The organism is Halorhabdus sp. SVX81, assembly GCF_029207715.1.
Lineage (GTDB): Archaea > Halobacteriota > Halobacteria > Halobacteriales > Haloarculaceae > Halorhabdus.
The window spans coordinates 2,110,856-2,136,055 of the sequence record NZ_CP104322.1 but is presented as its reverse complement, the minus strand read 5'-3'; the positions used below and the strand labels follow the sequence as shown (position 1 = coordinate 2,136,055).

The window sequence follows — 25,200 nt, the reverse complement described above, 5'->3', positions numbered from 1 at the left end:
GGTCTGAAATATCGGTGTCTCCGTGATGTTACTGGTGGATGCGCCGGTACAGCGCGAATACGTCACCGATGTCGACGCCTTCGTCGCCGTCGAAGTCGTAGGCGTCGGCGTTTTTCTGGACCATCTCGCTGTTGCAGTTGGTCAACAGCGACCGGACATCGCTGACGTCGACAGTGCCATCCCCGTCGACGTCTTCGTGCAGCCCATCTCTATCCAGATCCTGGGATGGTCCCTCGCCGCCGGGCAGCTCACCGGGCGGCGTCCACTCGCTCTCGCCGGCTTCGTCGTCATCTTGTTCACCCTCGCTCTCGCCGGCTTCGTCGTCATCTTGTTCACTCTCGCTATCGCCGGGCGTGACCGTATCGGTGCCGTCATCGGTTTCGACCGCCGCCTCTCCGGGATCTTCCCAGACTGGAAGGTCGTCGGCTCGCACCCCCTGGCCGAAGTCGATCACTGCGAGGCCGCCGATGTCGACCGTCTGGGCCGCTGCGCCGAGCCAGATCTCGGTCCACCACTCGCCAGGGGCGGCCGAAACGCCGAACTCGATCGGGAAGTAATACCGCTGCCACTCGGTATCCAGTGGCGGTTGGGCCCTGGTCACGTAGTTGTCCGGTGTATTGGCCGACGCCGTCGACTTGTAGGTCACCGAAGTCTCCTCTTCGGGCGTGCGCATGTACGCGATACCGAGGAGGACTTGCCCGCGCTCCAGTTCGCGCTCGCCGATGGACTTGAGGGTGATCTCCCACGGGTTCTCCGGTGGTTCGGTCACCTCGAAGCGGGCCGCCTCCGAGAACGGCACCTCGTCACCGACCGCCAGTGACGACCGCTCCAGGCGGTCGGCGTTGCCGCCGTCGATCTCGTAGGTGTCCCAGACCGTCGCCTCCTCGTTGCCATTGACGAACTGGCCCGCGCTGGGGAGGTTGTATCCCGTGAGATCACTGACGAGCGTCGAGTAGTACGGATCGTCAGTGTCGGTCCACGTCTCGTTTCCGTCATCTGTCCCATCGCCACCGCCATCACCAGTCCCGTCGTCACCGCCACTGCAGTAGCCTCCTTCGCCGGGGACGGCCATCTCGCTGGACGGCGTTCCGTCACAGCCGATGATGGGCCACCCGTCCTCCCATTGGATCGGATCGACGAACAGCTGCCGTGCCGGCGGCCAGCCGTTGTCGACGAACTCCGGTCCCTCGGTGTCGTAAGCGTGATAGACGAACCAGTAGGTGCCGTCGTCGTCGACCGTCACGTCACCGTGGCCCGGCCCGACGAAGCGATCGTTGTCACCGAGGTGAGTCGGCCCCGCGTTCCACTCGTTACGCTCGAGCATCGGGGTGCCGTTCCGGTCGTGGTATGGTCCGAGGAGGTTCTCCGATCGACCGACCTCGACCTCATACGTGCTGTCGAACCCATCACAGCAATCGCCAGTGGAGCCAAAGACGTACCAGTAGTCACCCCGCTGGAAGATTGCCGGCCCCTCGTAGGCGCTTCCGGCGATCTGATCGAAGGTCCCGGGCTGGTAGTCCTGCAGGTCCTCGGTGAGTTCCACCACGTTAATGCCAGCAAAGTTAGCCCAGAAGAGGTACGGTGTCCCGTTGTGATAGGCGAAGTACGGGTCGATCGTGTTGCCAGGATAGGGGTGATCCGGGTTGGAGAGGATCTCCCCATGGTCCGTGAATGGGCCATCGGGCGTGTCTGCCGTGGCCACCCCGATGCCGGGCACCTGACTGTCGTCGTCTCCGCGCGGCCAGAGGGCATAGAACAGCACCCACTGGCCGTCGTGGTAGTGGACGTCGGGTGCCCAGATCGACCCATACAGCCAGCCAGGTCGGGAGTTGAACGCTTCGCCTTCGTACGTCCAGTTGACGAGATCCGGCGAGGAGAGAATCGGTACCAACTCCTCGTCGGCGTCGTCGAAGTAGCTCATGTTCGAGGCGTACGCCCACCATGTCCCGTCGTCCGCACGGTGGATCGTGGGATCCGCGAAGTCCGGGCCGTACAGCGGATTCGAGTAGTACGCTCCGTCGTTGTCAGCTATCACTGACCCGGACGCCCCGAGTATCCCCGTGGTACCGAGCGCCCCAACCCCGATCGATTTGAGTACGTGACGTCGATTCAGCGTGTGCGTGTCATCCCCCGCCGTCATACACCGGCAGACACCGCCTACCTACAAATGGTTTTTCCTTATTAAAATTAGAATTACACTAATGGGATCTGTGACTGAGAGTGCGGCGTGGACGCGGTTCGGACGCAGAACCCTACCCGTTTTGACGCTCGTCGATTGTGGTCGCTGCGACAATGGGGTACTCACTCACAGAGAGCCCGAAAGTTCTCGAAGACTGCCTCGCCCTCCTCGGTGTGGGCGACTTCCGGGTGCCACTGGACGCCGTAGAGATCACGGTCCGTGTCACTCATCGCTTCGACGCCACAGACGTCGGAGGTCGCGGTTCGCTCGAAGCCGGTCGGGACCTGGGTGACTTCGTCGGCGTGGCTGGCCCAGACGCGCGTTTCGGGTGCAAGCGAGCCGATCAGGGGGTCGGCCTCGTCGAGGATTTCGACGGTCACGTCGGCGTAGCCGCCGTAGTCGCCTTCGCCGACTGCCCCGTCGAGTTCGGCCGCCATGATCTGCATGCCGAGACAGATGCCGAGGACCGGGACGTCGAGGTCGAGATACGCCGGGCTGTTGCCGATGCGATCCATCGACGGCCCGCCCGAGAGGACAAGCCCGTCGGCGTCGATGTCACCCGGGGGCGTGGTGTTGTCCACCAGCGAGACGTCAACCCCCAGATCCCGGAGTGCCCGCTGTTCGAGGTGGGTAAATTGGCCGTGGTTGTCGATCACGTCGATGCGAGTCATGCGCGGGGCTAACGGAGAAGTGGATATATATCCCCGGAAACGCGGCCACGGTTTCCGGTCCTATCGATCGCCAAACTGGACCGGCATCGTTCGATGCAATCGGAGCGTGACAGCGCACGTGTCGCCGTTTTCGACACTGATCGATCCACCGTATCCCCGGACGATCCACCGGACGATCCACAGATCCAGTCCCTCGCTGTGCTGGAGGGGTGTTTCGGTACCGGCGATCAGTGTTTGGATTTCCGGGGGCTCGAGGTGGCCATCGACGTCGACGATCCGGATCGATACCCGTCCGGTGTCGGTCCGATCGACGCTGACCGAAACCATCGTGTCGTCACCGCGTGCCCGGACAGTCCGGAGGACGTTTTCGATGGCGATTTCGAGCATCCAGTCGGCTCGGACCCATGCCGTCTCGGGGAGGTCCGTCTTGACGTCGACGTCGTCGTCGGCTCGCGTCGTTTCGACCCCCGCTCTCACACACCCGACCGCGTCGACGGGGTGGCACTGGCGTTCCTCACGCATGACCGCGAGCTCGACCAGCCGAGCCTTCTCGGAGAGTGAGGCGATGTCGTCGACGGCAGTCCGAATCGTGCGTCTCGGTTTCCGGGATGCGTCCGCGTCGCCGTCGAGTTGATCGATCTGCCCGAGGATGATCGTCATGTCATTCCGGAGGTTGTGTCGGAGTACCCGCGAGAGCACCTCGGTGCTCTGGGTAAGCGTCGTCGTCGAGCGATCGAACTCCCGGATCGTCCCGGCCACTGCGCCGCCCGTCCCGCCCAGAGCGATGGAACTCACGAGCAACGTTGCTGTTGATGCCCCCGGATCCGAACCCTGCGCGAGCGCGAAGACCATGAGACACCCGAGCGTGACGATGCCGATCCCCAGTCCGGCGTGAATCGCGATCCGCCAGATCTGGTCGCCCGCCAGGCCGACTCGGCCGAGCCAATAGCCCGAACTCGCCAGTGTGGCTGCCGCGACGATTCCGAGCCCACCGACGACCAGTGCCGGCGGGGTGATTCCATCCACGCTCAGCAGTGGGACGAACAGCCCACACAGCAGGATCCCCGTCCCAGTCACGTAATTTGTTCCCAGCGCCCGTTTCGTGACGGCCATGCTATCGGTATTTTGTGTTCTCGAATTGGCTACTTAGGGATAACCTCTCTATTATCGGACGTGATAATCGTGGTGTGGCGATCGGGGACTGTCTTGCGGGTTGATTCACCGGTCGGACAGTTCAGAATCTTCATTGACACGTTCGGCCGCGGACTCGAAGCCCAACTCCGCGTGCTCTCGACTCCAACGAGCTTCCCGGGCTGCGATCGCTTCCGGATCGGGCGACGCCGGGTCCTCGATACTCGCCCAAGAATCGTGGACCTTCGCGTGACACCACCGACAGAGGTAGATCGTGATCTCGTGGGTCAGTCCGTCCGCATCGACCGGTTCGCTCGGCCCGTTTTGCTGTGCGTTCGCGGATTGATTGCCATCCCCAGCGTACGAGAGATGGTGCTCTTCCAGCAAGGGCCGGTCCTCAGTATGGGCGGATCGTCGCTCTTCGAGCCCACATCGTGCACATTTCCGATCGCGGTTTCGCGCCCGCATGTGTCGACAATCACCCCACTCCCACGGGCCGGCCAGTCCGGACTCTTGGGGGTCACCGACGACGGGACATCGGAAGTCCCGGGCGCTCAACTCGTCGGCGAACTCGGGGTCGACGTCGCCGCGTTCGACGGCGAAGCGACACCGGCCGTCGTCGGTACAGTGATCACAGCGGTCGACGTACGCGTAGGGGTCTTCGACACCGACTGTCGTCCCCGCGTCCGTCTTCTCCATGTGTTCACCTTTGTGCCGAGGGTCAAAACCGCCACGGCCGGTTCGGTGGGAAGCGCACTCCGATTGACTATCCCTCGGCGGTATTCGGCCCCCGTCGAACCCCCAACGTTATTCGCCGCCTGTCCGACCATCGGGTATGCGCGTCGTACACGAGCCTGCCGAGGGCGACGGGACTCGAACGCTGGCGAGTGACGTCGAGGTGGCCGAGGGGCTCTGGGCCAAGTTTCGGGGGCTCCGGTTTCGCCGATCGATTCCGGAGCACTACGCGCTTGTGTTCGAGTTCAGTCACCCGGGCCGGCGGGACATCGACATGTTGTTCGTCCGCACGCCGCTTGACGTCCTCTGGCTCGAAGACGAGCGCGTTCGGCAGGTGAAGACTCTCCGCCCCTGGATCGGGTTCGGGCTGGCACGTGCCGATTGCGTCATCGAGTTACCGCCCGACGCGGCCGATGGCGTCGAGGCAGGCGATCGGGTCGTCGTCGAGGGCGAGGACGACTCTACGGGCTAACGTGGCTACCTGTGGGAGCCTGTGTCGTTCCGGGATCAATATCTTCATGAACGTCGAGCACATTTCTCAGGTTACAATGTCGGAACACCCGACGAGCGAGGATAGAGGAAGTCGCCGCAAGGCGACTGGGCGTGAAATTCTCCCCGCGTAGCGAGGACCGAATTTTGCCAGGATTGTTCGGCGAGCACCCGGCGACCGAGCCACTCGAATCGCTCTCGGACGTCGGGCTGCTCGATACGACGCTTCGAGACGGTGAACAGGCACCCGGGGTATCGCTGTCGCCCGCGGAGAAAGCACACATCGCCCGCGAACTCGACGCCGCCGGCATCGACGTGATCGAGGCCGGCAGCGCCGTTACCGGGCCGGGTGAACGCGAGACGATCCGCCGCGTGACGGATCTCGATCTCGACGCGACGGTCACGAGCTTCGCCCGCAACGTCGAGAGTGACGTCGACCTCGCCCTGGAGACGGGCGTGGACGGCGTCCACCTGGTCGTCCCGGCGAGCGACCGCCACATCGAGGACAAGATCGGGACGACCCGCGAGGACGTCATCGCCGACACCGCCGACCTCGTGGAGTACGCCGTCGATCACGACCTCTGGGTCGAGGTGATCGGCGAGGACGGCTCCCGGGCCGATCTCGATTTCCTCGAGGCACTCATGGGCGAGGCCCTCGAGGCCGGCGCGGATCGGGTCTGTTACGCCGACACCGTCGGCCACGCGACGCCCGACCGGACGTTGGACGCCGTCTCGCGGCTGGCCGACCTCGGCCCGACGAGCACCCACACTCACGACGACCTCGGGCTGGCGGTCACCAACGCCCTGGTCTCGCTGGCGGCGGGTGCCGACCTCGTCCACGGGACGATCAACGGCATCGGCGAGCGGGCCGGCAACGTCGCCCTAGAGGAGGTCGCCATCGCCTTAGATCACGGCTACGGCGTCGAGACGATGGACCTCACGCAGGTCCACGACCTCGCCCAGCTCATCGCGAACAAGACCGGCATCCCGCTGGCTCCGAACAAGGCCGTCGTCGGCGAGAACGCCTTCACCCACGAGAGCGGCATCCACACCGACGGCACCCTCAAGGACGAGTCGATGTACGAACCGTACCCACCCGAGAAGGTGGGCCGGGAACGCCGGCTCGCGCTGGGCAAACACGCCGGCCGGGCCGGCGTGGCCGCGGCGCTCGCTGAGCACGACGTCGACGTCACCGACGACGAACTCGACGCCGTCTTCGAGCGCGTCAAGGACCTCGGCGAGCGCGACAAGCGCGTCACCGACGCCGACCTGCTCGCCATCGCCGAGGACGTCCAGGACCGCGAGCGCGAGCGCCGGATCGAACTCGTCGACCTGAACACGGTCGCCGGCAGCGGCACCCCGACCGCGAGCATCCGCCTACTGGTCGACGGCGTCGAACGGACCGAAGCCTCGGTCGGCGACGGCCCCGTCGACGCCGCGATGAACGCCGTCGAGGCCGCCCTCGGTCACGATGTCGACTGGAGTCTCGACTCCTACCACGTCGACGCCATCACCGGCCAGACCGACGCCGTCGTCACCGTCGAGGTCGAGATGTCCCGCGGCGACCGCTCGGTCACGGTCGCCAGAAGCGACGCTGACATCACCCGGGCCTCCGTCGAGGCCATGGTCGAGGCCATCGACCGCCTGGTCGAGACGGAGACCGAACCGCTCGTCGCTGACGACTAAGAGACCACCTTTTTACTGCGGGGGGTCGCCGTTGGCGACCCCCACTTGCAAAAAGCTGGACCAAAAACGCCCGAGCGCCAAAGGCGCTCGGGAAAACGCGGCGCGACGCGCCGCGTATGCTCGTTTCGGAGCTTCACTAGCAGCACGCTCTGGTTCTTTTAATCAACAGTCGAGACCACCACGTTCATCTCCCGGAGTGGCCTATTTGGGCGATGATGTCCTGGTGGATCCTGTTCGTGGCCGGGCTGTTCGAGATCGCGTGGGCGATCGGCCTCGAGTACTCCGACGGCCTGTCGAAACCGTTGCCGACACTCGGGACAGCCGTCGCGCTCGTGATCAGCATGGTCCTGCTGGCCCAGGCGGTCAAAGAACTCCCGGTCGGGACGGCTTACGCAGTCTGGACCGGGATCGGGGCCGTCGGGACGGCGTCGCTGGGGATCGTCCTCTTCGACGAACCGGCCACGCTCGCGCGGATCTTCTTCATCGGGACGATCGTCGTCGGCATCGTCGGTCTGCATCTCGTCTCCGGCAGCGCCTGACTTTTCGTGGGCGTCTCTCAATCACTCGCGGGTAGTTCGCCCTCGAGAATCCGTGGCACGGCCGCGAGGCTGTCTATCTCGTACTCGGGCGTGACCGACAGGTTCTCGCCAGCGCGGTGGGGGCGGCGGACGAACGCCGCGTCGATCCCGGCCGCGTGGGCTGCTTCGACGTCGGTCTCGCTGTCGCCGACGTACAGCGCGTCCGTCGTCCCGATGTCTGCGAGTGCCGCTTCGAGATAGTAGGGCGCGGGTTTCTTGCGCCGGAGGCTCTCGACGGTGGGTTCCCGACCGTAGACTGTCTCGAAGTGCCGGGCAAGATCAAACGCGTCGAGCCCGAAATCGACGGTCGCCTGCTGGTTGGAACTCACGATTCCGGCGGGTCGATCCAGCGCAGCCAGGGCCGTGACGTCGTCGTAGACGCCTTTCTCTCCGCGGCGGATGGCCTCTTTCTGGCGGCGAGCCATCAAGTTATCTCGGGTCCGCCAGAACTCCGGGGGATCGAGGCCGTAGTACTCACAGACGGCGTCCAGTTTCGGGACGGTGACGCCGATGCTCATCGCCTCGACGTGCTCTTCGGCAGGGTCGGCGACGCCGACGGCTTCGAAGGCGTCGCGGGCAGCGCGCCGGTGGAGGGCCATCTCCGTCAACTCCATCAGCACGCCGTCGTTGTCGAAGACGACGGCCTCGTACATGGGGGAGAGATGAACCGGCAGCATCGAAACCGTTGCGGTTTCGAGCCGGGATCGGGCCAACCACTTACGTTTCGACTTCCAGCCGAAGCGCTTCCGACTCACCAGCTACCGAGACCGACACCACGTCTGCGGGTGGACCTCCTGGATCGAAAGACAGTCGTAGCAACGTTGCGATCGCCGTCATCGCGTCACCGCAGGGCTCATCGGTGGGGGACGTACGGTTGATCCCGACCGAGAACGACACCGCGCCATCGGTCATCTGGGGGTCATTGTTCAAACGGAGTTCGTAACACGTCTGGCGAGCGACCGCACGGACGTATACGAGTCGTTCCCCGTTCTCGAAATCCGTGTCCTCGACGTACGTCTTGGCAGTGGTGTCGCCAAAGTACTTCAGTGCGGCGTCGCGACTACCGAGAAACACCCCGCCGGGTTCGTATCGCCAGTCGTTCAGGTCGACGGTCACCGACTGCTCGCTCACGTCGAATCCCGTCAGCACTGGCGTGTCGGGTCCGTCGTCGCTTTCGGTACCACCGCTGATCTCGCTGTCGTCTTTGGTAGTCTGGACAGGGGGACCATCCGGTCCGATACAGCCACTCACCGTGGCTGAGAGGCTGAGACCTGCGCCAGCGAGAAACTTGCGGCGGTCCATGAGTATGTGTGCATTGTCAGTAATACATAATACCTGTTCTGGTGGTTCAACTGAACACTGTATCGTCAGAACCGAGCGTTGGCTGGCTCTCTGCATTCTGCGTTCAACACAGCCATCCTGGTGTATCGAGCACCACGCTCTTAACGGTGCTCCGACGAGCGAATACCATGATCGAGGACGGAGCCACGGCCCCGGACTTCTCCTTGCCAGGAATCGTCAACGGCCAGCCGGAATATTACAACCTGATGGATCCTCTCCGGGATGGGCGCGCGGCGCTTTTGCTGTGGTATCCGGTCGATTTCGTGCCGACGATCACGCCCGATCTCGTCGCCGCGGGCGAGTGGCTCGACCGGGATGATCTCGTGGTGTGGGCCATTTCTTCGGATAGCCTCTTCGCTCACGAGGAATACGCCGAGACGCGAGATATCGAGATCCCGCTACTGTCGGACCTGCACGCCACGATCGCCGACGCCTACGACATCGTCCACGAGGACTTTCGCGGTCACGCTGGCGTTCCGAAACGGGCGGCCTTCGTCGTCGATCCTGACTGGACGATCCAGTATGCCTGGAACAGTGACGATCCACTCACGGAACCCGCGGAGTCGACACTCGTCGGTGCGGCCGACGCGCTTTCGGCAGTGCTCGAAGCACCGATCGAACTGCCGGCGGTCCCCGAGTGATGTCGCGAGTGCCAGGCCGACTATCGAGCCCTATATAGCCGTCATAGAAAGCTACTCCTCCGACGGGCCACTTCCCCTGGTCAATGACGGGAGAGACCACGAAGCTGGGATTCGTTTGCGTCCAGAACGCGGGCCGCAGCCAGATGTCGACGGCCTTCGCCGAGCGCGAGCGCGACCGTCGGGGACTCGAAGACGAGGTGGAGATCGTCACCGGCGGGACCGATCCAGCCGATTCAGTCCACGACGGAGTCGTCGAGACGATGGCCGAGATCGATATCGATCTCACTGACCGGGAGCCACGGGAGCTCTCGACCGCGGCGTTGAACGACTGTGACCTCGTGGCGACGATGGGCTGTTCGACGCTGGAACTCGATGCTGACGTCGAGGTTCGCGACTGGGCGCTGGCTGATCCTGACGGCCAAGACCCGGCGCGCGTTCGGGAGATCCGCGACGAGGTCGAGGGACGCGTCACCGCGCTTTTCGAGGAACTGTTCGGGGCTGTCGAGTGAGTGATTTCGTTTCGGTCATTCGAACTGCTCGATCACGTCGATGACCTCGTTCCCACACTCGGTCGGTTGGTAGGTCACGTAATTGCCGTCGCGATCGGCCGTCACGAGCCCCGATTCTTTCAGTACCTTGAGGTGATAGGATAGTTTGGAGTATTCGATATCGAAGAGGGCGACCAGATCACAGACACAGAGCTCAGACTCAGCAAGCAGTCGCATGACCTTCAGACGGCGCTCGTCCGACAGCGCCTCGAAGATCTCCAGGGCCGCTTCGAGGTCGCCCCGTTCGAGAACCGATTCCAGGTCGGCCATCGTCTCCGGCGCGACCCGGTAGTCGTTCGATTGGGATGCCATTCGCGTACGTAGGTCCACGGGATCCAGACACAAATCAGTATCTGCGGCGGCAGGTCACGACGGATGCCCTCCCGGATGATCGAACTACGAGGACCGGAAGATCCCGACCAGTTGCTCGACGTCCGGAATCTCGCCCTCGGTCTTGATCTCGCCGTCGACGGCGACTGCCGGTGTATGCATCACGCCGCGGTCGATGATCTCCATCTGTGCGTCGACCTTCTCGACGGTTGCCTCGATGCCCCCGTCGATTTGTTCGAGGGCTTGCTTGACGCGCTGTTCCGTTTTCTGGCACCTGGGGCAGCCAGGGCCGATGACTTCGATTTTCATGGTTGTGTCTGGTCCTGTTTTCGGTTGCTTTCGATACGTTACACCAGTAGCAGTCCCCAGATCAAGCCCGCGATGGTGGCCGAGACGGCGACGAGACTGACGTACAGCGCCGTCTGTTTGGTGCCGATGGTTTTCCAGATGACGAGCATGTTCGGCAGCGACAGCGACGGCCCGGCCAACAGTAGCGCCAGCGCCGGCCCGTCGGCCATCAGCCCTTGCGTGTAGCCAAAGAGCGAGCCGACGATCGGCACTTCCAGCAGCGTCGGCATGTACAGGATCGCGCCGATGACCGAGCCGAGGCCGGCCGAGAGGAGAGTCGTCTCCCCGAAGATTCTCTTCGTGAGCAGGCCGGGCGCGACCTGGTGGGCGACGAACGTCTCGCCACCTCGCGTGATCGTCTCCAGCGGGCCCAACCCCTGGGCGATCGCCGCGATCGCGCCGACGATCCCGATGACGAACGTCCCGGCAAGCAACAGCGGGAAGATCGTCCGCGTGAAGAACCACGTCTCCTGGAGCCACTCCTCGATCACTTCCCGATCGAACTTCGTCCAGAGCAGATAGCCCAACAGGGCGAAAAGCGGCACGAGCAGCGGTGCCTTGACTGCCCACGAGAGCAATCCCGTGGCAGCGATCAGGAGGATCGCGACCTGGCTGCCGAAGAAGCCGGCCGTCACCCATGTCGGTCGACGGTCGGTCACGTGCCCCCCGTCGGTCATCGCCGGCTTCGCGTCTGCGCGCTCGCTGTCCTCACCACTGCCGAAGACAAACGCCATCGTCAACCCGATCGCGGCGGCCATGGTTACCGCGAAAAACGCTCGCGCGCCGCCCAGCGGGAGGCTGAGTGCGCTCGCGGTGAACACGACTGCCAGCACGTTGATCGCCGGCCCCGAGAACAGAAAGGCCGTCGCGGGACCGATCCCCGCCCCCTTCCTGTACAACCCGGCGAACATCGGCAGGATCGTACAGCTACAGACGGCCAGCGCGATACCCGAGACCGATGCGATGGAGTACGCCTGTAGCTTGGGGGCATCACCGCTGAGGTACTTCGTGACGAAATGGTCCGACAACACTGCCGAGATCCCGCCGGCGATGAAGAAGGCTGGCACCAGACACGTGATGACGTGCAACGTCAAATACGACAACGTCTCGTCGATCCCCGCTTGGACCACCTCGACGAGGAGGCCGATCTCCGATGCCATTTCAAACTGTATTAGAATGGCTCCGGAATATATGACTTCCGATTTCAAAGCAAATCAAAACGAAGTCACACGGTCCCCAACGGAAGGGCCATCGCAAACGGGATCGACGAGGTGGGCGTCGGCGGCGAGCTCAGAAGTCCATGTCCTCGGAGTCGTCGAAATCGTCGCCAGCCTCGAAGGAGGGGTCCTCGAAGGGGTTCGGATCGGTGTCGGGGCCGATGTCCTCGTCGTCGTCCGGTTCGAACGCCTCGGGGGGTCGACCGGCCTCGTCGATCACTTCGTCGCTCACGACGACCGGGCAGTCCTCCCGAAGGGCAATCGCGATCCCGTCGCTCGGCCGGGCGTCGAAGACCGCGTTCTTGCGGTTGCCCTCGACGTACTGTTCGGCGTCGACCTTCGCGTAGAAGGTGCCATCAGAGAGGTCGTCGATCCGAACGCGGTCGATGGCCGCGCCGAATTCGGAGATCATCTCGATCAACAGATCGTGGGTGAGCGGGCGCTCAAACGGTTCGTTCTCGATGGCGAGTTGCATCGACTGGGCCTGATCGCCACTGACGAAGATGGGGACCAATTGCTCGCGGGCACGTAGCAAGACCACAGGTGCCCCCGCACCTTCGTCCCCCACACCGACGCCCACGCCCTCGATGGTCGCTTCGTGTTCCATACCGTCTGGTTGGGAACGCGTTGTGAAAAGTACTCCCCCGGCCGCATTCGTCGCTCGCGACATTGCGAGCGACAGAAGTGTACCGGGAGACTCTCGCTGTTCGTCTCCGACCCCTCGTTCGCTTCGCTCACGAGGACTCCGGCAGGGAGTGAGCGGATTCTCCGAATCCGCGAACGCCGATCGACGCTGTCGATCGGAATTTGAACCACGCCCAGACGTGCTCGCTTCGCTGCGCGCGACTTCTCTACTTCAAATCCAAATCGAGCATTGCTGCTCACGAATTTGTTCGCAGCAAAGTGCTCCGGCAGGGATTTGAACCCTGGTCCTTGCCGTGAGAGGGCAAGATGATTGGCCGGACTACACCACCGGAGCGTACTCTACCGTTGCGATGAAACGGGTTTAACGGTTCCGCTTTCGATCGATTACGCCAGCCGCTCCCACGGCAATCCGGGACTCACTCGTCGTCGGGATCGTCGAACGGTGACCCCGCAGCCGCGGGCTCGTCACCGGGAAGGCTCACGATGTTTTCCCGACCGACCCGAAGCTTCGTGATCTCGCCGTCGTCTTCCATCTCGGAGAGTAGCATACTCACTTTGGATTTCGACCACTCGGTCGCCTCGACGATCTTCGTCTGTTTCATCCGGCCACCGTTGTCCTCGAGTAGCTGGCGAACCCGATCGTCGTCACTCAGCAGTGCTGTCTCGCTGACCGCTGGTCCCTCCGATCCGGCTGTCGAAGCAGTTTGGCCGCCCTGAGACTGGCTACCGGAGCCGGCTCCACCGTTGGCATCACCGCCGGTAGCGGGGCTATCCCCTTCACTCACGTCGAAAATGCCGCTTCGCCAGGTCGCGACGACCACGACGAGTGTAATCGCTCCGAGACCGACGAGCATGCCGCCGAGTCCGAGGCCACCGAACGCCCCACCGCTGGCGGCTGTGGTCCCGGTCGCGTCGGTTTCCGGACTCGCGGTCGTCGAGTCCGACGGGTCGGTCGTCGCTGTCCGCTCGTTCGTCGTCCGGTCCGTGAGTGTCGTCTCCGATCCGTCGCTCGTCGTCACGACCCCTGGTTCGGTCGTGGTTTCCGCCGTGGGACGGAAGGCGACCCGCGGCCGCTGATCCGCAAAGGAGTACTCGCCGACCCACTCGACGGAATCTTCGCCGGCCAGTGATTGGACGGATGTATTCGACGGGAGCGGGTCGACACTGTCGAGGGTGAGCGTCGGCCCGGCGACGATGCGGAGTCGCTGCTCCGACCGGATGGCCAACCCGCCCTCGAAGATATCGCTGACGAGAACGCCATCCGCCTCCTGCTGGGCGAAGTTCGTCCACGTGAACGACATCTCGACGATGCCAAGTTGGTCAAGCGTTCCCATGCGGGCGTCACGTGCAAACCCGGTGGCGTTCATCTGCCGTCGGGTAACGTTCGTGCCGGTCCGGGCGAGTTCGTCACCATAGGCAACGAACTGCCGGTAGAGGTCGGTCTCGTTCTCGCGAAAGTCGGCCGCGTAGGCTTTGAAATTCGTCTCTTCGCTATCGTTCGCCAGGCGCTGGGTGTACTGAAACCGCCATCGGGCCGACTGGTTCTCGTAGACCGTGATCTCGAACAGCGTCCGGTCGAACCGGTCGCTTCCGAGGGCGAACGGGGTCTGCTGGGCCGGGCGGTCACCGCCCAGCGCTGGCCCATCAGATAGACTTACCGATGGGCCGGAACCAACCGCAAGCTGGCCACCTGCTGCGACCATCGGGACTGCCAGACCGACGATCACCAACAAATACCCAACTGTCGCTGCCCGTCTGGACATCTACCTCAAACTGACCCTACGACAGCATAAAAACACTGTGTCTCACCCGGAGACGGGAGCGACGCACGCAACCGGCAACTCTTCGATTCCCGGCGTCTCGACTCCTCTCGTCGGATACGATTCCGGTATTGTCAGCCGTCTAGGTTCTCGGCAAGTACCTCGACCGGGTGGGGTGGATCGTCGCTTGCTTGCTCGTGTTCGCCGATCTGGTGGCGACACGAGGCACCGGGGGCGATGACACGCTCGCCCGAACTGTCCCGGACCTGATCGAGGAGAATGTCGGCCATGGACTGGCTAAGCGAGTAGTGCTCGGCCTCGTAGCCGAACGAACCTGCCATCCCACAGCAGCTACTGTCCAGTGCGTCGACGGTAAACCCGGCCGTTTCGAGGACATTTTCGGTGTAGTGGTCCTTTTTGATGGCCTTCTGGTGGCAATGGCCGTGGTAGGTCAGCGGCCGATCCGCCGCGGTCACGTCGAGGTCGTCGACGAGACCGTGGGTGTCGAGGTATTCGAAGATGCCGTAGGTGTTGTTCGCGACCGTCTCGACGTCCGGACCGGAGAGGAGATCAAGGTAGTCGAGCTGGAACATCACGGCGACCGAGGGCTCGACGCTGACGACGTCCCAGCCGTCCTCGACCCGGGGGGCGAGCGCGTCGACGTTCTCGCGAGCGTGTTCGCCGGCCTTGTCGAGAAAGCCTTTCGAGTTGGCTGCCCGGCCGCTGTCGGTGACATCGTTCGGGACGTCGACGTGGACGCCCGCCGCTTCGAGAACACGCACCGCGGCTTTGCCTGCCTGTGGTCGGTTGTAGTTCGAGAACGAGTCGGGGAACAACAGCACCTTCCGGTCGGCTTCGGCCGCCGAAACCTGGGGCTCGTGACCCGCGAACCAGTCGACGAACGTCTCCCGGTAGAACGTCGGGAAGTCTCGCTCGCGGGCGATTCCGAGTACTTTCTCCTGGATCGCGCGGCGGCCCGGCAGCCGCTGTGCGTAGTTCGAGAGTGGGGCGAGTGCACTGCCCATCGGGAACAGGCGGTCGACGTTCGCGAAGATCTTGTCCCGGAGGCTCGACCCGTGTTCCTGATGGTACTGGTGGGTGACTTCGGCCTTGAGCTTGGCCATGTCGACCTCGCTCGGGCAGTCCTTGGCACAGCCTTTACACCCGACACAGAGGTCGAGCACCTCCGTCATGAACTCCTCGTCGGTCACGTCCTCGGGGAGGTCGCCGCTCATGGCCTGCCGGAGCATGTTCGCCCGGCCGCGCGTCGAGGTGATCTCCTCCTCGCTTGCCCGGAACGTCGGACACATCACGCCGCCGGTGGTGTCCTGTGGGCCCCGACAGCCGCCACAGCCGTGACAGAGTTCGACCATGCCCTGCATGCCGTTGTCGTTGTCCCATTCGAGAACGGGATCGAACCCGAGTTCGAAGTCGTACTCCGGACTGAACCGGAGGTTCTCGGTCATATCGTGATCGCCACAGATGTTACCCGGGTTGAGCAGCCAGTCGGGGTCGAAGGCGGTCTTCAGTTCCTCGAAGGTCTCCCAGAGGTCGTCGCCGTAGAGTTTGCGGTTGAACTGCGAACGGGCACGGCCGTCGCCGTGTTCGCCCGAGACGCTGCCGCCGTACTCGACGACGAGGTCGGTCGCGCCCTCGGCGATGGCCTCGAACTGTTCCATGCCCTCGGTGGTCTTTGTGTTCACCAGCGGCCGGATATGGAGACACCCTGGGCCCGCGTGCGCGTAGAAGGCCGCGAAGGTGCCGACGTCTTCGAGGAGGTCCTGGAAGTCGGCGACGTACTCGGGGAGGTTCTCCGGCGGGACGGCGGTGTCCTCGATGAAGCTGATGTGTTTCTCGTCGGTCGTCCGGCCCAGGAGAATCGGGTTCCCGCTCTTGCGGAGTTTCCAGAAGCGCTTGCGTTCGTCGTCCGCGTGGGCCTCCTGGGCGTGGAAGGCGAAGTGCGGGTCGTCCGTAATCTCGCTTGCCCCCTCGCTGGGGTCGCGTTCACTCTCGCCGTCAGGCACTCGATCGGCGATCAGGTCGGCGACCTTCTGTTTGCCCTCCTCGTCGCTGTCGGCGTAGAACTCCACCAGCAGCATCGCGCCGGTGCCCTCTGGCACCATTTCGGCGACCAGCGGCCCGAACTCCTCGGTCTTGCCCGCGAGTTCCAGCAGCGTGTCGTCGAGCACTTCGAGCGCGGAGGGGTCGTGTTCGAGGATGATCGAGACGTCCTCCATGGCGTCGATGAGGTCCTCGTACGCCAACAGCGCGATCGATTTCGTTTCGGGCACTGCCTCCAGGGAGACCTCGGCCTCGGTGATGATTGCAAGGGTTCCCTCGCTGCCGGCCAGCAACCGGGCGAGGTTGACCGAGCCGTCCTCGGCCTCCTCGACGAGTCGGTCGAGATTGTATCCCGAGACGTTCCGCTTCAGGTCCGGGAAGACCTCGTCGATGGTGTCGGTCTTTTCGTCCAGGATCCGGGCGACTTCGGCGTGGATCTGTGCTTCGAGATCGCCGTCCGGGTCCGCGCGGTCTTTGAGTTCCGACAGCGTCACTTCGCCGAATTCCGTGACGGTGCCGTCGGCGAGGACGACCTCACAGGATTCGACGTAGGCGTCGGTTTTGCCGTACTTCAGTGAATGTGAGCCGGTAGAGTTGTTGCCGATCGCGCCCGCGACGGCGCTCTTATCGCCGTAGGCAGGGTCGGGCGCGAACTTCAGATCGTGCTCGGCGAAGGCCGCGTTCATATCGCCGATGTAGGTCCCGGCCTGGACGCGTGCCCGGGCAGCGTCAGGATCCGTTTCGAGCACGCTGTCCATGTAGCGGGTGAAATCCAGGACGACGGCCTCGTTGACCGTCTGGCCGGCGAGGCTCGTGCCGCCACCCCGTGGCAGGACCGGGATCTCCCGAGCGGCGCAGTACTCGACGACGCTCGCGACGTCGGCCGTCGACTGCGGGAAGACGACGCCGACCGGAAGTACCTCGTAGGCGCTGGCGTCGGTCGCATACAGCTGTCGGGAGTACTCGTCGAAGCGAACGTCCCCCTCGATGCGTTCCTCCAGGTCACTTACGAGGCCTGGCCGTTGCACGTCGTCGCTGACGTAGTCGTATGTGGCCCGACTGTCGGCGGCCGGATCGATACCGTCCGGCACGCCGGGTCCGACCTGGTTACTGGTTCCCATGATCCTACACTGCGACCCGACCGAGATTAATGTCACGCTCTCTGTTCGACAGCGTTCTCCGGGCAGTGTCTGTTCCAGATGGTCGACCCGGCACAACCGAGTTGACAGCCGGGTCCGGTCAGTCCGTCTCGATCGCGTCGGCCGGGGGCCCGGTGTCCGCCCCGCGCTCTTCGATGACGGCCTGCTTCCAGGTCCCGCGAGTGAACCAGAGGACGGCGACGATTCCGCCGATGATGTCGCCGGCGGCGAACCCGATCCAGATCCCTAGCTCACCCAGGAATCCGGGGTTGACCGCCAGCAGATACACTAGCGGGACGCGGCCGAGCCACAGCGCGATGATCGAGAGGACCATCGCCGTCCGGGTGTTGCCCGCGCCGCGGAACGCCCCGAGGATGACCTGGAAGACGCCCATAAAGCCGAACTCGACGGCCCTGACCTGGAGATACGTCGCAGCGAACGCAAGCGTGATCGCCGCCTCCTCAGTGCCCGTCCCCAGGAAGACGCCGACGATCGCCTCGGGGAAGACGAAGGCCACGACCGCCGCGATCAGGAGGACGGCGACGGCGGCCTTCGCGGCGACCCAGGTGGCCCGCTCGGCACGGTCGGGCTTTTCGGCCCCGAGGTTCTGGCCGACCATCGTGTTGGTCGCCCGGCCCAGCCCCATCGACGGGAGGAAGACGATGGTCCCGATCCGGTTGGTCAGGCCGTAGGCCGCCACGACCGCGGGTGAGAACATCGATACCATCGCGGTCATCGTGATCTGGCCCAGCGCCGCCGCCGACTGCTCGGCCGTCGTCGGGAGGCCGAGGTCGACGATCTTCCGGATAACGTCGAGGTCAGGACGAAGGTGGTGGACCCGGACGTCGGGGCCGTACCCGCCGAAGAACAGCAGGCCGATGCCGACGACCGCTGCCAGCCCACGCGAGGAGATGGTGGCGATGGCGGCCCCCTGGATCCCGAACCCGCCGAAGGTAGTCATCTCGGCCAGCCTCGCGCCGATCACGTCGAGTCCTGGCGGCGCGAACAGCGGGTTGCCGGCGAACCCGAAGATGAGGATCGGGTCGATCACCAGGTTGAGCCCGACGCTGCCGGCCATGACGTACATCGGCGTCTTCGTGTCGCCGTACCCGCGCATGACCGTCGAGAAGACGAAAAACGTGAACAGGAACGGCAATCCCAGGTAGAAGACCTCCATGTAGTCGTTGGCCATCGGGATGATCCGCTCGGAAGTGCCCGCACTCGAGGGCAACAGCGCGAGCAGATGGTCCGAGAGCAGAAAGCCGAGGATGCCGAGGACGACGGCCATCCCGATGACGAAGGTGAGCTGGTTCCCCGTGACCTTGCCTGCCGAGCCCTCGCTGTCCGCGCCGGTGTACTGCGCAACCAGGATCGCGCCCGCGGAGTTGAACCCGCCGGCGATCGAAATGAACAGGAACACCAGCGGCCACGCGATACTCAATGCTCCGACCGCGTCGGCCGAAAAGTGCCCCAGCCAGATGGTATCCGTCACGTTGTACGCGACGTTCAGCAACTGAAAGACCACCAGCGGCCACGCGATGTCGAGCATGGGGCGGAGTAGTCCCCCTTCCGTCACGTTCGTCTGCGGCCCGGAATCGTCCACGAAGAAATAGTTCAACTGTCGTGGTCTAAATACCCTTCGATACCGTTCCCACCGGGGGTTTCGGTGTCCGTGATGGCCGGGTCAGCTGTCAGCAGTGAAGTGGTCACGATCCGGCCAGGATTCGACCGCACCGGCTGCCCCGAGCAGCGTTCGCTGGGCGGCGACGTTGAACTGCCCGAAGAGTGAGTCCGGCGATCGGCCGTTGAACAAGCCGACGAGCGTCCGACCCGACCCTCGGTCGTGAGCCAGGAACGCGTAACTGCCGGGGAGGGACCCGTTGTGCCAGAGGAGCGGCCCGCCTTCTCCTGGAGTGACATACCATCCCTGGCCGTAGTACTGGCTGGCTCCCGCCCAGCGACTTACGTCCGGCCGGGCGAGCATCGTCGCTTTCGTCTCGGCGTTCAGCACGTCCGGCACACCCTCCAGTCCGTCGATACCGCGGACGAACCGCAGGAGGTCAGGGGCGGAACCGACCCATCCGCCGTTTGCGTCGAGTGCTTCGTTCAACACACCAGCGCCATACGGACGCGGAACGGTCCCCTCGCCCGAAAACGGGGACTCGGTCGTGCCGTGACTCCGGTAGCGGACTTGCCCTTCCCGCAGATTCTCCTTCCGGGTCGCGCCGATCGCCATGTCGCCCGCACCGAGCGAGGAGAGGATCGCCCCACGCACGTGGCGCTCGTACTGCTTCCCCGTCACGGCTTCGATGATTCGGCCCAGGATGCAATACCCGACGTTCGAGTACTCGAAGGTCGTCCCGGGGTCCGCGCCGAGTTCCTGACTCAGCATGAACTCGACCGTCGTCTCGGCGCTGGCTGGTGGTTCGGTCTCTTGGGCTTTGGCTACCTGGATCGGCGCGAAAACCGGATCGAAGCCGACGGGCTCCGTGCTCCAGCCGGCCGTGTGTGTCAGCAGCTGTCGGACCGTGATCGCTTCGACGCGTGGGTCCACCGGTCCGTCTTCGGGGACCAGTTCAGCGAGAATCTCGACGGCCCGATCGTCGAGTGATAGCTCTCCCTTCTCGACGAGATCGAGCACGGACACGGCAGTGATCGGCTTCGAGAGGCTTCCGAGACGGAACAGGGCGTCCGGATGGACCGCGTCGTCGCTGTCAGGACCGACCGTCCCGTATCCGCGGGTAAACACGAGTCGCTCCCCGTCCATCACCGACACTGTCGCCCCTGGAATCCCCCACTGTTCCAGAAAGCCCGGAAGCACGTCGTCGAAGGCCTCGACGCCACCCGGCCGGCCAGTCATCGGGAAGTCGTCCGCCGATTCGGTCGTCTTGGTCGGCGGCTCCGTGGTCGATCCCGTCGCCCGCGGTGTTCGGCTTGGCGTCCCGGTGCTCGTTTCGGTTGACGCTCGGGAGTTCGTTTCGGTCGTGGTTGGCGTGGGATCCTCGCTCGTACAGCCGGCGAGTCCACTGGCGGCCGCGCCGAGACTCGCGAGCAACGACCGTCTGGAGGGCGTACGCATAGGGAGTCCGTGCTCCCGAGAGCCCAATCAACGTTTGGGCTGCGGCAGTGGTCAGTTCGTCACACGCTTTGTCGCGTCCGCTACTCCTCATAGCTGTCCCGGACCGCCATACAATCAGTTCGCCGCCGCATCGTCCTGTGGGATGGTGCTTGTACGCCACTGAAACTCACCACGCAGCGTCGGATCGGACGACCGGCTCCTCGCTCAGGACTGAGACACGGCGGCAAAAAAGGGGAACCGACGGTCGTTACTGGAGGTTGACGGTGACTTCGCCGTCGAAGTCGAGCAGCACGGACTGGACCGTATCGCCGAACAGCGCCTTCCCGGTCGGCGAGCGCTTTCGGCCCGACAGGAAGATGTGCTCACATTCGAACTTCTCGGCGGCCTCGATGACTTTCGAGGCGCGGTCGCCTTCGCCGGCGACCGCCCCGACGGTCTCGTATTCAAACTCGGTCCCATCGAAGACCGCCTCGATGGTTTCGTTCAGCGAGTTGTGAACTGTTTTCAGGATGTCCGAATCGGTGTAGGACGTGTTCTCGACCTCGCCGATCGTATCGAGGGTTTCCCGGGCCTCGTCGAACTCCTCGGGGTCAAGCGTCCCAAAGAGGTACAGTTTCGCACCGACCCCTTCCGCGATCTCGCCGGCTTTCCGGAGTAACTCGTCACTCGCTTCAGTGTCGTCGACGACGACAAGTGCTCGTTCCATATATGCGTCATCGCACAAAATACACTAAAGTGTTGCCCTCGCCGCATCTGTCTCGGCGAACCGAAGCCCCTTGGGTCGACGACCGACCGCTCCGCTCGGGCGAAAACCGCGTGGTTTGCCCGCGCCCGCTCAGGATTCGAGGATGTAGCGGTTGAGGACCGACTTGAGTTTCTCCTGACGACCCGACTCCAGTTCGATACCGTCGTTGTCCAGCGCGTAGTCGGCGAGCGCTTCGAAGTCCGTCGACTCGGCGGCGATCTCGGCACCGATTCCTTCGTCGTAGCCGTACCGGTCGTCGATAACCTCCTCGAAGACGCCGTCCTCGCGGAGTTCGTGGGCGACTTCGAGCCCGCGGGCGAAGGTGTCCATGCCGACGACGTGGCCATAGAAGAGGTCGACCGGCTCGAAGGATTCGCGTCGGACCTTCGCGTCGAAGTTGAGGCCGCCTGGCGCGAGCCCGTCGTTCTCCAGAATCTCGTACATCGCCAGGGTCGTCATGTAGACGTCGGTCGGGAACTCGTCGGTGTCCCAGCCGATGAGTTTGTCGCCCTGGTTGGCGTCGACGCTGCCCAGCGCGTCGTTGATCCGGGCGTACTGGAGTTCGTGCCGGAAGGTGTGGCCGGCGAGGGTCGCGTGGTTGGCTTCCAGATTGAGGCTGAAGCGGTCCTCCAGGCCGTGCTCACGCAGGAACGCCATGACGTTCGCGGCGTCGAAGTCGTACTGGTGTTTCGTGGGTTCCTTGGGTTTGGGCTCGATGAGCAACTGGCCGTCGAAGCCGATGTCGTCGGCGTAGTCGGCCGCCATCCGGAAGAACCGGCCCATGTTGTCCAGTTCCCGGCCCATGTCGCTGTTCAGCAGCGTCTTGTAGCCCTCCCGGCCGCCCCAGAAGACGAAGTTCTCGCCGCCGAGGCGCTCGGTGACTTCCATCGCTTTCTTGACCTGCCCGGCCGCGTGGGCGAAGACGTCGGGGTTCGGTGAGGTCGCCGCGCCGTGCATGAACTTCTCTTCCATGAACAGCTGGGAGGTGCCCCACAGCAGCTCGACCCCCGTCTCGTCCATCTTCTCCTCGACGTGATCGACGATCTCGTCGAGATTTTGGTTGGACTCGGCCAGATCCTCGCCCTTGGGGGCGATGTCTCGATCGTGGAAACAGAAGTACGGGACGCCGAGTTTCTCGAAGAACTCGAAGGCGGCGTCGACCCGGGCGTGGGCCTTCTCCATGGGATCGTCGATATCGTCCCACGGCCGCTGCATCGTCCCCGTGCCGAACGGGTCGGACCCGTCCTCGGTGAGGGTGTGCCAGTAGGCCACCGAGAATCGCAGGTGCTCCGCCATCGTTTTTTCGCCGATTTCTCGATCCGGTTCATAATAGCTAAAGGAAAGCGGGTCTTCCGAGCCCGGTCCCTCGTACGTAATCTCGTCGATTTCTGGGAAGTATTCGCTCATGATATCACCTGTGTCGTAGGACAGACACGCTAAAAATGCGCTCAGTAACCACTTGAAGATTGCGGTACTCCTCGGCTGCTGGCTGTCTGACCGTGTTCTGTGAGCGATCGCCCAGCGTATCTATCGCGATAGTGCCTTCGGGGCCATCCTGAACCCATGACCGGCTGGGAGACGACTCTTGCCGTGTTTCTGGGCATGAATCCTCACATACTGAATTCGCCCCCGACTCTTTTTTATCGGTGGCCCGGAACCCGGAGCTATCGATACCGATAACGGAACTGTTGTCGAGAAATAAAAACAATGAATACGACTGGCATAATCGATACACAACAGGTCGCTTTTGACAAACTATGAGTAACGATCCAGACATCGAAGCAAACGGTGACGAACCGGAGAGTGGTGCGATAGGCCGCATCCTGGCGACGGTCGTTCCTGACGTCATCAGGAAGCGGTTCGCACTCAAATTTGCCCTGGTTCTCGTCATCATGGGCCTGATTCTTGCGGGAATCGGGTTCACGGCAACGGGGGCATTGGCTGATCAAGTCGAAGACGACACGCGGGCGGAGTACGAGCGTCTCGCCTCACAGCAGGCGTCGATCGTCGAGCAATGGATTCAACGCAACGCTGTGACAGTCGATCTCGCCTCGACCAACGACGGATTGGGGGCTGATAAGTCCGATACTGGGACGCTCAATCGACAGCTGGCCCGGCCGTTGTTCTCGGAGGTGTCCAACGGGTCACACGCGATCTACCTCCTCTCGCCGGACAACGGCACCGAGATCCTCGCCATGCAGTATACGGGTGACACCATCGAGGAAGTCAACCGGGGACTGCTCCAGTCACAGACCATCCCGGTCGCGGAGACGACCCATCCATGGCTGAGTAATCTTCAGGTTGGTATCGATGACTATCCGCAGGTCCGGATGACCGAAGTGTATGATGTCTCGGGGGAGCCGGTCGTCGGCTTCATCAAACGCGTCGAACACAACGTCGCCAACCGATACCTCTACATGGAGTTCCGCGTTGCGGACCTGGCCAAGGCGATCGAGAGCCAGGGGCTGACCGAAGGCGACGCCAGCACCCACTTCTCGCAGGTAGTCAACGTCGACAATGCCGTGCAAGCTGACACCCGCACCAATGCAGACGGTGTGGAGTCGAACATTCTCGGGACCTACGGCAACGAGGAGACGATCCGGCGAGCGATGGCTGCACCCGCCGACGGCCAGCAGCGAACCAGTGGCGTCCGGATCATCGAGAACGATCCGGCCGTGCTGGATGAACCGTACGCTGTCGGGTACGCTTCCGTCGACGGTGAGGTGATCGACCCGCCGTGGACGATCGTCACACACGCCCCGACCAGCGATCTGTTCGGGTTTGTCCAGACCATCTCCCGGTGGGGTCAGATCGTCACTATCCTGGCAGCGATCATGATCGGTGGCGTTGGGGCGATCCTCGGCTACTCGACGGCGAGTTCCGTCGATCGCCTCCGGCGGAAGGCCGAGGAGATCGAGGAGGGGAACCTCGACGTTCCGATCCACTCGACGCGGATCGACTCGATCGGCCGGCTGTACGATGGCTTCGACAACATGCGGGATGCGCTCCGCGAGCAGATCAACGAGGCCGAACAGGCCCGCAAGGAGGCCGAGGTCTCCCGCGCCGAGGCCATGGAGATGAACGAGTATCTCCAGGAGAAAGCCGAGGAGTACAGCCAGACCATGGAACAGTGTGCGGCTGGCGACCTCACCGCTCGGATGGAGATCGACGGGGAGAACGAGGCGATGGACCGGATCGCCAGCGAGTTCAACGAGATGATCGACGAACTCGAAAAGACCACGGGCCAGCTCAAGAGCTTCGCCGACGAGGTCGAAGACGCCGGTGAGATCGTCCTCAACTCCTCGGACAGCGTCCAGGAAGCCTCAGAGCAAGTGGCCGACTCGGTCCAGCGGATCTCCGACGACGCCTACGAACAGCAGGAACGGCTCCAGGAGATCTCCGAGGAGATCGACGCTATCTCCGCGCGGCTGGACGAGTTCGCCGCCGAACACCCGGACATCGACTTCGAAGACCAACTTGCCCAGATCGACGAAGTCGCTCGGACGGTGGCCGAGGTCGTCGATCTCGCGGAAGAGACTCTCGAGGAGTCCGAGAGCGTCGCGGGTGCGGCCGAGGAACAGGCCGCGGAACTCAACGAGGTCTCACAGCGGGCCGATGACCTCATCCGCTACGCCGGGCCGCTGCACGACGTGCTCGATCGCTTCGAAACCCAGTCCGAACACGAGTTCTACTTCCCGACCGGTCCACGTGACGGGGAAGGTCCAGGGGAGTAAGGCTCGGCTGTAACCGATCGAATCGTTTTCGACGTGATGGTCTCGTTTTGACGCCCGTTTTCCCACGCCAAGCTCGTCGGCTATGACCCGCTCTCTTCCCGAATTGTGATCCGCGCCGAAGTGCTCACCACGGTGAACAGCAA

Annotated in this window: 22 protein-coding genes and 1 tRNA gene; 6 read left to right on the top strand and 17 right to left on the bottom strand. The window is 63.6% G+C overall.

Annotated features, from left to right (window positions below):
* Positions 1 to 28: 28 nt before the first annotated feature.
* The 4 genes from SVXhr_RS10725 to SVXhr_RS10710 form a co-directional block, all read right to left on the bottom strand.
* Positions 29 to 2,140: a family 43 glycosylhydrolase gene (locus SVXhr_RS10725; RefSeq protein ID WP_275737192.1), complete on the bottom strand. Its 2,112-nt coding sequence runs from the start codon at positions 2,138 to 2,140 to the stop codon at positions 29 to 31.
* Between the two features lie 161 nt (positions 2,141 to 2,301).
* Complete coding sequence (locus tag SVXhr_RS10720) at positions 2,302 to 2,850, bottom strand: GMP synthase subunit A (RefSeq protein WP_275737191.1); 549 nt, start codon at positions 2,848 to 2,850, stop codon at positions 2,302 to 2,304.
* Between the two features lie 60 nt (positions 2,851 to 2,910).
* The gene (locus SVXhr_RS10715) at positions 2,911 to 3,963 is read right to left on the bottom strand and encodes an ATP-binding protein (RefSeq protein WP_275737190.1); all 1,053 of its coding nucleotides are present in this window, start codon (positions 3,961 to 3,963) and stop codon (positions 2,911 to 2,913) included.
* 105 nt (positions 3,964 to 4,068) lie between these two features.
* Positions 4,069 to 4,680, bottom strand: coding sequence for a hypothetical protein (locus SVXhr_RS10710; RefSeq protein WP_275737189.1), 612 nt, complete (start codon positions 4,678 to 4,680; stop codon positions 4,069 to 4,071).
* A gap of 136 nt (positions 4,681 to 4,816) precedes the next feature.
* Here SVXhr_RS10710 and SVXhr_RS10705 point away from each other — a divergent pair, with 136 nt between their 5' ends.
* From SVXhr_RS10705 to SVXhr_RS10695, 3 genes are all read left to right on the top strand, one after another.
* Complete coding sequence (locus tag SVXhr_RS10705; RefSeq protein WP_275737188.1) at positions 4,817 to 5,188, top strand: DUF192 domain-containing protein; 372 nt, start codon at positions 4,817 to 4,819, stop codon at positions 5,186 to 5,188.
* A 173-nt stretch (positions 5,189 to 5,361) separates the two neighbouring features.
* Complete coding sequence (locus SVXhr_RS10700; protein ID WP_345799512.1) at positions 5,362 to 6,891, top strand: (R)-citramalate synthase; 1,530 nt, start codon at positions 5,362 to 5,364, stop codon at positions 6,889 to 6,891.
* Between the two features lie 215 nt (positions 6,892 to 7,106).
* Complete coding sequence (locus SVXhr_RS10695; protein ID WP_049941459.1) at positions 7,107 to 7,430, top strand: multidrug efflux SMR transporter; 324 nt, start codon at positions 7,107 to 7,109, stop codon at positions 7,428 to 7,430.
* A gap of 17 nt (positions 7,431 to 7,447) precedes the next feature.
* Here SVXhr_RS10695 and SVXhr_RS10690 read toward each other — a convergent pair whose 3' ends face one another.
* Both SVXhr_RS10690 and SVXhr_RS10685 read right to left on the bottom strand, forming a co-directional pair.
* Positions 7,448 to 8,122 carry an HAD-IA family hydrolase gene (locus tag SVXhr_RS10690; RefSeq protein ID WP_275737186.1) on the bottom strand — a complete coding sequence of 225 codons (675 nt, stop codon included), beginning with the start codon at positions 8,120 to 8,122 and terminating at the stop codon, positions 7,448 to 7,450.
* A 64-nt stretch (positions 8,123 to 8,186) separates the two neighbouring features.
* Entirely contained in the window at positions 8,187 to 8,771 is a 585-nt protein-coding gene (locus tag SVXhr_RS10685) for a hypothetical protein (protein ID WP_275737185.1), read from the bottom strand.
* Between the two features lie 167 nt (positions 8,772 to 8,938).
* On the opposite strand from SVXhr_RS10685, the gene SVXhr_RS10680 reads away from it, so the two are divergent.
* Together SVXhr_RS10680 and SVXhr_RS10675 are read left to right on the top strand one after the other, a co-directional pair.
* Positions 8,939 to 9,451: a redoxin domain-containing protein gene (locus SVXhr_RS10680; protein ID WP_275737184.1), complete on the top strand. Its 513-nt coding sequence runs from the start codon at positions 8,939 to 8,941 to the stop codon at positions 9,449 to 9,451.
* Positions 9,452 to 9,534: 83 nt separating this feature from the next.
* The gene (locus SVXhr_RS10675) at positions 9,535 to 9,960 is read left to right on the top strand and encodes a low molecular weight phosphatase family protein (protein WP_275737183.1); all 426 of its coding nucleotides are present in this window, start codon (positions 9,535 to 9,537) and stop codon (positions 9,958 to 9,960) included.
* Between the two features lie 15 nt (positions 9,961 to 9,975).
* Here the strand turns inward: SVXhr_RS10675 and SVXhr_RS10670 are convergent, their stop codons facing one another.
* The 11 genes from SVXhr_RS10670 to xylA all read right to left on the bottom strand — a co-directional run bounded on the left by SVXhr_RS10670 (position 9,976) and on the right by xylA (position 22,730).
* The gene (locus SVXhr_RS10670; protein ID WP_275737182.1) at positions 9,976 to 10,311 is read right to left on the bottom strand and encodes a metalloregulator ArsR/SmtB family transcription factor; all 336 of its coding nucleotides are present in this window, start codon (positions 10,309 to 10,311) and stop codon (positions 9,976 to 9,978) included.
* An 84-nt stretch (positions 10,312 to 10,395) separates the two neighbouring features.
* Positions 10,396 to 10,638 carry a thioredoxin family protein gene (locus tag SVXhr_RS10665; protein ID WP_275737181.1) on the bottom strand — a complete coding sequence of 81 codons (243 nt, stop codon included), beginning with the start codon at positions 10,636 to 10,638 and terminating at the stop codon, positions 10,396 to 10,398.
* Between the two features lie 38 nt (positions 10,639 to 10,676).
* Positions 10,677 to 11,837, bottom strand: coding sequence for a permease (locus SVXhr_RS10660; RefSeq protein ID WP_275737180.1), 1,161 nt, complete (start codon positions 11,835 to 11,837; stop codon positions 10,677 to 10,679).
* Positions 11,838 to 11,967: 130 nt separating this feature from the next.
* The gene (locus tag SVXhr_RS10655) at positions 11,968 to 12,501 is read right to left on the bottom strand and encodes a bifunctional nuclease family protein (RefSeq protein WP_275737179.1); all 534 of its coding nucleotides are present in this window, start codon (positions 12,499 to 12,501) and stop codon (positions 11,968 to 11,970) included.
* A gap of 297 nt (positions 12,502 to 12,798) precedes the next feature.
* A tRNA-Glu gene (locus tag SVXhr_RS10650) sits at positions 12,799 to 12,873 on the bottom strand.
* A gap of 82 nt (positions 12,874 to 12,955) precedes the next feature.
* A complete protein-coding gene (locus SVXhr_RS10645; protein ID WP_275737178.1) occupies positions 12,956 to 14,302 on the bottom strand; it encodes a hypothetical protein in 1,347 nt (448 codons plus the stop codon).
* 131 nt (positions 14,303 to 14,433) lie between these two features.
* On the bottom strand, positions 14,434 to 17,481 hold the full coding sequence (locus tag SVXhr_RS10640; RefSeq protein ID WP_275737177.1) for an FAD-binding and (Fe-S)-binding domain-containing protein: 3,048 nt from the start codon (positions 17,479 to 17,481) through the stop codon (positions 14,434 to 14,436).
* A 118-nt stretch (positions 17,482 to 17,599) separates the two neighbouring features.
* Positions 17,600 to 19,102: an MATE family efflux transporter gene (locus SVXhr_RS10635; protein WP_345799487.1), complete on the bottom strand. Its 1,503-nt coding sequence runs from the start codon at positions 19,100 to 19,102 to the stop codon at positions 17,600 to 17,602.
* An 81-nt stretch (positions 19,103 to 19,183) separates the two neighbouring features.
* Positions 19,184 to 20,578 (bottom strand): serine hydrolase domain-containing protein, encoded by a 1,395-nt coding sequence (locus tag SVXhr_RS10630; protein ID WP_275737176.1) that lies wholly within the window; start codon positions 20,576 to 20,578, stop codon positions 19,184 to 19,186.
* Between the two features lie 247 nt (positions 20,579 to 20,825).
* Positions 20,826 to 21,284, bottom strand: a complete 459-nt coding sequence (locus tag SVXhr_RS10625; protein ID WP_275737175.1) for a universal stress protein — start codon at positions 21,282 to 21,284, stop codon at positions 20,826 to 20,828.
* Positions 21,285 to 21,413: 129 nt separating this feature from the next.
* Positions 21,414 to 22,730 (bottom strand): xylose isomerase, encoded by a 1,317-nt coding sequence (gene xylA / locus SVXhr_RS10620; RefSeq protein WP_275737174.1) that lies wholly within the window; start codon positions 22,728 to 22,730, stop codon positions 21,414 to 21,416.
* Between the two features lie 350 nt (positions 22,731 to 23,080).
* Here xylA and SVXhr_RS10615 point away from each other — a divergent pair, with 350 nt between their 5' ends.
* Positions 23,081 to 25,057: a methyl-accepting chemotaxis protein gene (locus SVXhr_RS10615; RefSeq protein ID WP_275737173.1), complete on the top strand. Its 1,977-nt coding sequence runs from the start codon at positions 23,081 to 23,083 to the stop codon at positions 25,055 to 25,057.
* The last annotated feature ends 143 nt before the right edge of the window (positions 25,058 to 25,200 follow it).

Bases quoted from the DNA above. Each gene is read 5' to 3' on its own strand.
- SVXhr_RS10645 (WP_275737178.1), bottom strand. From the start codon at position 14,302: ATGTCCAGACGGGCAGCGACAGTTGGGTATTTGTTGGTGATCGTCGGT.
- SVXhr_RS10630 (WP_275737176.1), bottom strand. From the start codon at position 20,578: ATGCGTACGCCCTCCAGACGGTCGTTGCTCGCGAGTCTCGGCGCGGCC.
- SVXhr_RS10710 (WP_275737189.1), bottom strand. From the start codon at position 4,680: ATGGAGAAGACGGACGCGGGGACGACAGTCGGTGTCGAAGACCCCTAC.
- SVXhr_RS10680 (WP_275737184.1), top strand. From the start codon at position 8,939: ATGATCGAGGACGGAGCCACGGCCCCGGACTTCTCCTTGCCAGGAATC.
- SVXhr_RS10640 (WP_275737177.1), bottom strand. From the start codon at position 17,481: ATGGGAACCAGTAACCAGGTCGGACCCGGCGTGCCGGACGGTATCGAT.
- SVXhr_RS10705 (WP_275737188.1), top strand. From the start codon at position 4,817: ATGCGCGTCGTACACGAGCCTGCCGAGGGCGACGGGACTCGAACGCTG.
- SVXhr_RS10625 (WP_275737175.1), bottom strand. From the start codon at position 21,284: ATGGAACGAGCACTTGTCGTCGTCGACGACACTGAAGCGAGTGACGAG.
- SVXhr_RS10685 (WP_275737185.1), bottom strand. From the start codon at position 8,771: ATGGACCGCCGCAAGTTTCTCGCTGGCGCAGGTCTCAGCCTCTCAGCC.
- SVXhr_RS10670 (WP_275737182.1), bottom strand. From the start codon at position 10,311: ATGGCATCCCAATCGAACGACTACCGGGTCGCGCCGGAGACGATGGCC.
- xylA (WP_275737174.1), bottom strand. From the start codon at position 22,730: ATGAGCGAATACTTCCCAGAAATCGACGAGATTACGTACGAGGGACCG.
- SVXhr_RS10695 (WP_049941459.1), top strand. From the start codon at position 7,107: ATGTCCTGGTGGATCCTGTTCGTGGCCGGGCTGTTCGAGATCGCGTGG.
- SVXhr_RS10725 (WP_275737192.1), bottom strand. From the start codon at position 2,140: ATGACGGCGGGGGATGACACGCACACGCTGAATCGACGTCACGTACTC.
- SVXhr_RS10615 (WP_275737173.1), top strand. From the start codon at position 23,081: ATGAGTAACGATCCAGACATCGAAGCAAACGGTGACGAACCGGAGAGT.
- SVXhr_RS10655 (WP_275737179.1), bottom strand. From the start codon at position 12,501: ATGGAACACGAAGCGACCATCGAGGGCGTGGGCGTCGGTGTGGGGGAC.
- SVXhr_RS10690 (WP_275737186.1), bottom strand. From the start codon at position 8,122: ATGTACGAGGCCGTCGTCTTCGACAACGACGGCGTGCTGATGGAGTTG.
- SVXhr_RS10665 (WP_275737181.1), bottom strand. From the start codon at position 10,638: ATGAAAATCGAAGTCATCGGCCCTGGCTGCCCCAGGTGCCAGAAAACG.
- SVXhr_RS10675 (WP_275737183.1), top strand. From the start codon at position 9,535: ATGACGGGAGAGACCACGAAGCTGGGATTCGTTTGCGTCCAGAACGCG.
- SVXhr_RS10660 (WP_275737180.1), bottom strand. From the start codon at position 11,837: ATGGCATCGGAGATCGGCCTCCTCGTCGAGGTGGTCCAAGCGGGGATC.
- SVXhr_RS10720 (WP_275737191.1), bottom strand. From the start codon at position 2,850: ATGACTCGCATCGACGTGATCGACAACCACGGCCAATTTACCCACCTC.
- SVXhr_RS10715 (WP_275737190.1), bottom strand. From the start codon at position 3,963: ATGGCCGTCACGAAACGGGCGCTGGGAACAAATTACGTGACTGGGACG.